At 48.1% G+C, this 5,766-nt stretch carries 14 protein-coding genes; 3 read left to right on the top strand and 11 right to left on the bottom strand.

Annotated elements, in window-relative coordinates:
• Positions 1-390, top strand: a 390-nt coding sequence (locus DXA54_RS10400; protein ID WP_120079413.1) for a DUF3872 domain-containing protein, incomplete at its 5' end; no start/stop codon positions are given.
• Positions 387-914: a glycoside hydrolase family protein gene (locus DXA54_RS10395; protein ID WP_005827312.1), complete on the top strand. Its 528-nt coding sequence runs from the start codon at positions 387-389 to the stop codon at positions 912-914. The genes DXA54_RS10400 and DXA54_RS10395, both read left to right, overlap by 4 nt.
• A 62-nt stretch (positions 915-976) precedes the next feature.
• Here DXA54_RS10395 and DXA54_RS10390 read toward each other — a convergent pair whose 3' ends face one another.
• From DXA54_RS10390 to DXA54_RS28390, 11 genes are all read right to left on the bottom strand, one after another.
• A complete protein-coding gene (locus tag DXA54_RS10390; protein WP_004310300.1) occupies positions 977-1,198 on the bottom strand; it encodes a hypothetical protein in 222 nt (73 codons plus the stop codon).
• 116 nt (positions 1,199-1,314) lie between these two features.
• On the bottom strand, positions 1,315-1,623 hold the full coding sequence (locus DXA54_RS10385; RefSeq protein ID WP_004310301.1) for a hypothetical protein: 309 nt from the start codon (positions 1,621-1,623) through the stop codon (positions 1,315-1,317).
• Between the two features lie 53 nt (positions 1,624-1,676).
• Positions 1,677-1,982, bottom strand: a complete 306-nt coding sequence (locus tag DXA54_RS10380; RefSeq protein WP_004310302.1) for a DUF6956 domain-containing protein — start codon at positions 1,980-1,982, stop codon at positions 1,677-1,679.
• Positions 1,922-2,140 carry a DUF3873 domain-containing protein gene (locus DXA54_RS10375; RefSeq protein WP_008770680.1) on the bottom strand — a complete coding sequence of 73 codons (219 nt, stop codon included), beginning with the start codon at positions 2,138-2,140 and terminating at the stop codon, positions 1,922-1,924. The genes DXA54_RS10380 and DXA54_RS10375 overlap by 61 nt, the downstream gene beginning before the upstream one ends.
• A gap of 31 nt (positions 2,141-2,171) precedes the next feature.
• Positions 2,172-2,429, bottom strand: coding sequence for a hypothetical protein (locus tag DXA54_RS10370; protein ID WP_005827305.1), 258 nt, complete (start codon positions 2,427-2,429; stop codon positions 2,172-2,174).
• Positions 2,430-2,453: 24 nt separating this feature from the next.
• Positions 2,454-3,719: a PcfJ domain-containing protein gene (locus tag DXA54_RS10365; RefSeq protein ID WP_004310303.1), complete on the bottom strand. Its 1,266-nt coding sequence runs from the start codon at positions 3,717-3,719 to the stop codon at positions 2,454-2,456.
• Positions 3,716-4,135 (bottom strand): PcfK-like family protein, encoded by a 420-nt coding sequence (locus DXA54_RS10360; RefSeq protein WP_004310304.1) that lies wholly within the window; start codon positions 4,133-4,135, stop codon positions 3,716-3,718. The genes DXA54_RS10365 and DXA54_RS10360 overlap by 4 nt, the downstream gene beginning before the upstream one ends.
• A 23-nt stretch (positions 4,136-4,158) precedes the next feature.
• Positions 4,159-4,380 carry a hypothetical protein gene (locus DXA54_RS10355; RefSeq protein ID WP_008019901.1) on the bottom strand — a complete coding sequence of 74 codons (222 nt, stop codon included), beginning with the start codon at positions 4,378-4,380 and terminating at the stop codon, positions 4,159-4,161.
• Between the two features lie 11 nt (positions 4,381-4,391).
• Positions 4,392-4,607, bottom strand: coding sequence for a hypothetical protein (locus DXA54_RS10350; RefSeq protein WP_005643957.1), 216 nt, complete (start codon positions 4,605-4,607; stop codon positions 4,392-4,394).
• 7 nt (positions 4,608-4,614) lie between these two features.
• Positions 4,615-4,950 (bottom strand): hypothetical protein, encoded by a 336-nt coding sequence (locus DXA54_RS10345; RefSeq protein ID WP_004310306.1) that lies wholly within the window; start codon positions 4,948-4,950, stop codon positions 4,615-4,617.
• 62 nt (positions 4,951-5,012) lie between these two features.
• On the bottom strand, positions 5,013-5,423 hold the full coding sequence (locus DXA54_RS28390) for a hypothetical protein (RefSeq protein ID WP_032588465.1): 411 nt from the start codon (positions 5,421-5,423) through the stop codon (positions 5,013-5,015).
• A gap of 14 nt (positions 5,424-5,437) precedes the next feature.
• Here DXA54_RS28390 and DXA54_RS28185 point away from each other — a divergent pair, with 14 nt between their 5' ends.
• Entirely contained in the window at positions 5,438-5,593 is a 156-nt protein-coding gene (locus DXA54_RS28185) for a hypothetical protein (RefSeq protein ID WP_004314171.1), read from the top strand.
• The last annotated feature ends 173 nt before the right edge of the window (positions 5,594-5,766 follow it).

Raw genomic sequence — 5,766 nt, 5'->3', positions numbered from 1 at the left:
CAATCCTATCCCTTCACGGTGGAAACCATGCCCGTGCCGAACAAGGTCACAAAGGGGCAGACGGTGGAAATCCGCTGTGAGCTGAAGAAAACGGGCGATTTCGCCAATACCCTCTATACCATCCGGTATTTCCAGTTCGAGGGTGAGGGCACACTGAAAATGGACAACGGCATCACTTTCCTGCCCAATGACCGCTACCTGCTCGAAAACGAGAAGTTCCGGCTGTACTACACGGCGCAAGGTGACGAGGCGCACAACTTCATCGTGGTAGTAGAGGACAATTTCGGCAACTCCTATGAGTTGGAATTTGACTTCAACAACCGAAACGTGAAGGATGACGGGGTTATCACTGTTGTCCCCATCGGGAACTTCAAGCCCCTTACACGATGATGCGTGTATTCATGGCTATCCTCTGTTCGCTTCTGGCGGTCTGTTCCGTGTCCGCACGGAACAGACGCCATGAGGGAACGGACGGGCAGGCGGCTATCTACCGGCTGCCACCATTTGAGAGGGCGGTGCGATGCACGAAGTATTTTGAGGGCTGGCATTCGGAAAAACATCACCCGTATGTAGGATATGGACATCGGTTGCAGCCGGGGGAAAGGTATTCGGCACGCACCATGACGAAGCGGCAGGCGGACGCGCTTCTGCGAAAAGACCTGCGGAAGTTCTGCGCGATGTTCCAGCAGTTCGGGAAGGATTCGCTTCTGCTTGCCACGCTCGCCTACAATGTCGGTCCGTACCGTCTTTTGGGGAGTGGGAAGATACCCAAAAGCACGCTAATCCGAAAGCTGGAGGCGGGTGACAGGAACATCTACCGGGAGTATATCGCTTTCTGTAACTATAAGGGGAAACGCCACGCCATGCTGCTCAAACGAAGGAAGGCTGAGTTTGCGCTGCTGTATGTACCATAAAGAATAAGTGTCTGACGAAAGAAACTCCGATGAAGCCGCCAACTTCATCGGAGTTTCAGTTTTCATACATTCGGGATTGTCCCTTTGCCTGCAACCTCACCGTCCCTGCAATGCTCTATGATACCGGGTGAAAATCCCATGCTGCCGATTGCGATATGCCGGATATAGTCTGTATATTCCTGACCTTGAAAATTCCTGCCCGTAAGGTTCTTGAAAACCATCTTTATGCTTATGCCGTCGTTGCTGTACAAGATGGTTTTTCCGTTCTGTCTGATTGTTTCCATGATTAAAACTTGTTTTTGTGAATACTATCGTAGATTGGTACAAAGGTTTCTTTGCCTACTTTCTTATCCGCCATCATGCTCATGAAAGAAAGTAGGCGGCTTTTGCCGCCCACCCCTCAAAAGCGGGTGTAAAGTCCCGTTACCATCGTGAACATTTCCTCCAGCATATCGCAATATATCCCCTCGTGCGTTTCAATGTCCTTCGTCCTGCTCTCGAATGTCTTTTTGCTGAACGTCTTGCGGTAGAAACGCATATTGTATAGGTCTGCCCCTCCGTCATAGATGATGTCAAGGCGGTTGGCACTGGTCTTGTTCCTCGCAAGGCTCATGCGCAAGCCGTTGCCCATGTCTGTGAAGTCTTTGCTTCCCGTCATGGCGGCAAAGCGTCTGCCGCCAATCTGCTCTAAAATTGTCTTTGCTATCATATCCGTTGTCTTTTAGGTTTATGGTTCGGGCGGTGCGGACACCGCCCCAATGTTCAAAATTCTGTTTTCTCGGTTATGGGTGTGCATTTTTCCAGCCACTCTTTCAGACATTCCATGCTATACTCGCTCGTGATGACTGCCGTATGGCTGTCAATGGCAGTGAAACGGCTGCTTTCATAGCTGTCTATCCACCCCTTTAGGGTATCAACTCCCCACGCTTCGGCATCGTCAAAGATGCCGTCCAATGCCGTAATGGGTTCGCTGAATTTGACTATCAGCGTTTGGTAGCCTGCTTCGTTCATCGCTTCTCCTCCTTCCTTTCCTTTGCCGTTAGCCACTTGTCCCGTGCGGCTCGACATTCGTCTAATGTGGGTTTGACACAAGAGAAAAGTTCCCCGTCCGTGTGGCGGTAGTCGTATTGCACAAGGGTGCGTTTGCGTCTGTCGATACCCGTTTGGAATTTCTCGTAGTTCTCCGTTCCTGCCGATTGGCAGGTGCTTACTCCGTTAATTGTCATTTTGTTGCCATAGTCGTTGTTATTTAGATGATTAGAAATGTACAGACAGCACTCTGTGTTGCATCACCATTTCGGGGTCGCTCGTGTAGCGTTGGTGCAGGTAGAAATGATGAGAGCCGAAGCCGTAAAGGAAGAACTTGTCAAGTTCGTGTTTCTCGGCAAAGTCCTTGACGCTCGCCCTTAATTGCTCCTCACTCTGACAAAGAGTGAGGAGGTTCATAAATTCAAGGAACATCGTGGGGATTTTATCATCCCATAGGAAAACCATGCTTTCAAATCTTACTTCCATAATGTTAGTTGTTAGATGTCGATATTATGCCGCTTTCATCCGCTGGCGGATAAGGTTGGCGTTCTTGTTCACAAGGGCGATGATGCGGTCGTGGTATTCGGAGTTCTCGTTGCATACGCCACGACACTGCACCACCTCAAAAGTTTTTAGTGACACCTCTATCGTTTCAATTCGTTTTCCGTCAATGGTGGCGGATAGGATAAGGGAGTCTTTTCGTTTGTGGTAACCGCCCACACAATGGTGCATCGTCCTTCCTTCCTCTGCCATTTCTTCCACGCTCTCTATGACTTTGACGCAAATAAGGCTGTCGGTAAAGGCAAGTCCGAAGAATATGCCCTTAGCTTTCAGATATTGTTTCTCGTCCTCAATCGCTTTCCTGCGTTGCTGTTCAGTCCGCTCATGTTTCCTTTGCAGGTTGCGCTTTGCCACCAACTTGTCGTGTTCAACTTTGAGGTCGGCAGGGCAAACGTATTTCGGGCTGTTTGTGTCCTTGCCGAAATGACGCAGGAGGTCTATGGTGTCACGCCACATTGAGCCGTCCTCAATAGTATAGCCGTTGCGGATACATATCTTGATTGAAGCCCAATACTCTCCAATATTGAAAGAGTGGTACAGATAGTAGCGCAACATGGGATATTGCCCTGCCTTCAACAGCGTTTCCGCACGGCTGTCCGACAATAATGCCGGTATTAGTTTGGTGGGTACAATGTCGTGGAAATTGCCGTTAAAGCCGTTTCTGCGGAGCGTCGGCAACACCTTATATCTTGGATATATCGGGGAATATGAGATATGGCGGTACGCTTCATTGTCATTGCGGATAGCAAAAGGAGAAGCGAATGAGAACGTGTCGATGTAGCATCCCAATGTGCGTGGAATGGCAACAACAGCCTTACGCCCTTGTTCATTCCACCAATACTGCCCGATTTCAAGGGCATAGGACTTGGCATTAACCCCTTTCTCCATACCCACGACAAGCAAGAACATTCGTAGCACTTGGTATTCTCCGCTTGTGGTAAGGGTTGTGAAATACTGCTTTTGTCTTACCTTGCGCTGATAGGTGAGGCAGACTTTCAAACTTGCTCCACATTCGGGACACGTACAATGCTCGGTCTGCTCCGTCATTACCCAACTATGACCGCAATCCATACAAGTGGTACGACCTTTCGGCAAGCGGTGTGCATAATGCTCCACGCAATTACGGAATGCCCAATTTATCTGTATCGGGGTTATCGGGCGTAGTTTCTTGCTTTGGGCAAGAACTGCTTTTTCAAATTTGTTTCTCGGTTTCATAAGCCAAAATCAAATAATGAGGGTTGAACTTGGGTTTCTGTTTTCGCCTTTGTCGGCTTGGTGCGGTTCTGCAACTTGCGGAGTTCCTCGTCTTGGTATCTGCGGACTGCCTGCTGACGTGCTTCTGCTTTTTCCTCTGCCGTGAGTTCCACAATGTGGTTCACCGCCACTTGGCATTGGATAGGCTTGCCCACCTCAATCTCGTTCTCGTCATAGTAGTGTACTGCTTGTCCGTATATCTCTCCGTCCGTGAAGCCGTTACAACCGCTTTTCTGCACATAGTTCAGAATGTAGGTTACGCAATCGTCAATGTTCTTGGCTGGATTGCGGTAGTTCTTCGCAAAGAGCGTGTCTTCCTCCGCACGTTGTTCCAAATACATCTGTATCGTTCTCTTGAAATGGTCTGTTCCTTTCATATCGCTGTCGTTTTTATGAGTTGTCAAATAGTATGTTTCAAAATCTCCCTCCAATAAATCGGCTCAACCTCGCTCAATAGGAAGTCTATAAAGTCCTTCCGTGCGTCCTTGTTCAGTTCGTGGTAGAGTCCACGGAACACGGACATATTGCCGTTGAGGTATGTTTCCACCATGTACTCGAAGATGTTGCCCACCTCGTAGTATCTGCATTGTTGCTCCACTGTCTTGCTTCTTCTCTTTGCCATGTCGGTAGGGATTAAAGGGTGAATAACCAAAGAATGAAGCCGAAGAACAGGATAACGGAAAGAATAGCCACGATTACCCCTATTGCCACTCGGAACACTCCGTTTATTATCTCTCTGACGATGTACCAAAGGATGCCGGACACCCAAAAGGCGGTGCGCATGATTAGGGTGCATATCGCAAGCCCTATGTATTGCGCCATTTGTCTGAAATTTACCGTTGCTGTCATAGCCGTATCATTTGTTAAGTTCCACGATGCTGTCTATCCTGCCGTATAGGAAACTGCGGAGTGCGGTCTTGTCGGTAGCCTTGTATTCCGCCCAATGTCCATACTGCTTTACAATGTAGGTTCGGAGAATGTCGGAAAAGTCAAACATCCAACCTTGCAAGGGTACTGCGCTCTTGAAATAGGTGTTGCTGTTCACGTTGCGTGTAAGCCAATCCTTTTCCTCTCGGCTCAATTTCTCACCATTGTTCAGTTTGGTGCGAAGTCCGTACACCTTGCTGCCTTGCAGGTTCTCCAAACTTGGTACTTCCCATGCCACGAATTTTGTTGCTATTGCCGTTCTCATATCCGTTTTGTTTTTGATTTTTTGTTTTTTAATGCGGATTCAAGAGCTGAGGGAGTTGAGTTTCAAACTATCTTATCTGCCTCTCGTTTATCCGACATTTTTTTTAATGCGTCTTTCTGTCGCATCGGTCGTTTTCGTTTCGGGTGCTTAAAAAGGTAGGGATTAGGGAATGCAAGGTTTTTCGGAAAAATACTACCCGAAAGGCTGGAGATTTTTCCAGAAAACAGGAGGCTTGACCTTGCTTTCCCGTACAATCCCGGAGTTACCTTTGCACCCAGCACGAAAATGACTGCCTGATGCGGCTCACTGAAAGGCGCGAAAATGGAGGTAAACGGAAGTGGAGGCAGATTAGACAGGAAAACTTCAAAAGAGAAATCCGTGAAAAAGACATCCCCAACAGAAAAGAACATAGCCGGTAGCGTGAAACCGAGCAAACCATCGGCAAGGAAGTATGTTTTTATCTGTTTGGCCAAACGTGTTTGGTCGGATGGATAAAATCATTCTTCCCGGTTTGTCTGCCGTGAGTGACGGCTTGTTCCATTTATGGAATGTGCGGTCATACACGGCTTTCCGCTTCCGGCTCAAAAGGACAACGAAAAAAGAAAAATCGTCAAAACCCCGTAAAAGCACCTCTTTGGCATAAGCACAAAAGAAAGGGGCCTTGTCTCATCAGTCTAAACTATTGTTTAGGCGTGAGGCAAAGCCCTTTTCTCCGCTTATGCGGCAGTCGGCACACGTTCGTTCAAAATCTTTTTGGGCGATGGTGTGCTGACGGATAAAATCGCTTTTACGGAAAAACTTGTGTGAGAAGAAAAA

The sequence above is a fragment of the Bacteroides sp. OF03-11BH genome (assembly GCF_003604005.1).
GTDB lineage: Bacteria > Bacteroidota > Bacteroidia > Bacteroidales > Bacteroidaceae > Bacteroides > Bacteroides ovatus.
The sequence above is the reverse complement of the archived record's forward strand: the minus strand, read 5'-3'. Positions and strand labels throughout refer to the sequence as shown.

What these genes read in the sequence shown, in the direction of transcription:
- DXA54_RS10395 (WP_005827312.1), top strand. Translation starts at nt 387, where the DNA reads ATGATGCGTGTATTCATGGCTATCCTCTGTTCGCTTCTGGCGGTCTGT.
- DXA54_RS10390 (WP_004310300.1), bottom strand. Translation starts at nt 1,198, where the DNA reads ATGGAAACAATCAGACAGAACGGAAAAACCATCTTGTACAGCAACGAC.
- DXA54_RS10385 (WP_004310301.1), bottom strand. Translation starts at nt 1,623, where the DNA reads ATGATAGCAAAGACAATTTTAGAGCAGATTGGCGGCAGACGCTTTGCC.
- DXA54_RS10380 (WP_004310302.1), bottom strand. Translation starts at nt 1,982, where the DNA reads ATGTCGAGCCGCACGGGACAAGTGGCTAACGGCAAAGGAAAGGAAGGA.
- DXA54_RS10375 (WP_008770680.1), bottom strand. Translation starts at nt 2,140, where the DNA reads ATGACAATTAACGGAGTAAGCACCTGCCAATCGGCAGGAACGGAGAAC.
- DXA54_RS10370 (WP_005827305.1), bottom strand. Translation starts at nt 2,429, where the DNA reads ATGGAAGTAAGATTTGAAAGCATGGTTTTCCTATGGGATGATAAAATC.
- DXA54_RS10365 (WP_004310303.1), bottom strand. Translation starts at nt 3,719, where the DNA reads ATGAAACCGAGAAACAAATTTGAAAAAGCAGTTCTTGCCCAAAGCAAG.
- DXA54_RS10360 (WP_004310304.1), bottom strand. Translation starts at nt 4,135, where the DNA reads ATGAAAGGAACAGACCATTTCAAGAGAACGATACAGATGTATTTGGAA.
- DXA54_RS10355 (WP_008019901.1), bottom strand. Translation starts at nt 4,380, where the DNA reads ATGGCAAAGAGAAGAAGCAAGACAGTGGAGCAACAATGCAGATACTAC.
- DXA54_RS10350 (WP_005643957.1), bottom strand. Translation starts at nt 4,607, where the DNA reads ATGACAGCAACGGTAAATTTCAGACAAATGGCGCAATACATAGGGCTT.
- DXA54_RS10345 (WP_004310306.1), bottom strand. Translation starts at nt 4,950, where the DNA reads ATGAGAACGGCAATAGCAACAAAATTCGTGGCATGGGAAGTACCAAGT.
- DXA54_RS28185 (WP_004314171.1), top strand. Translation starts at nt 5,438, where the DNA reads ATGGATAAAATCATTCTTCCCGGTTTGTCTGCCGTGAGTGACGGCTTG.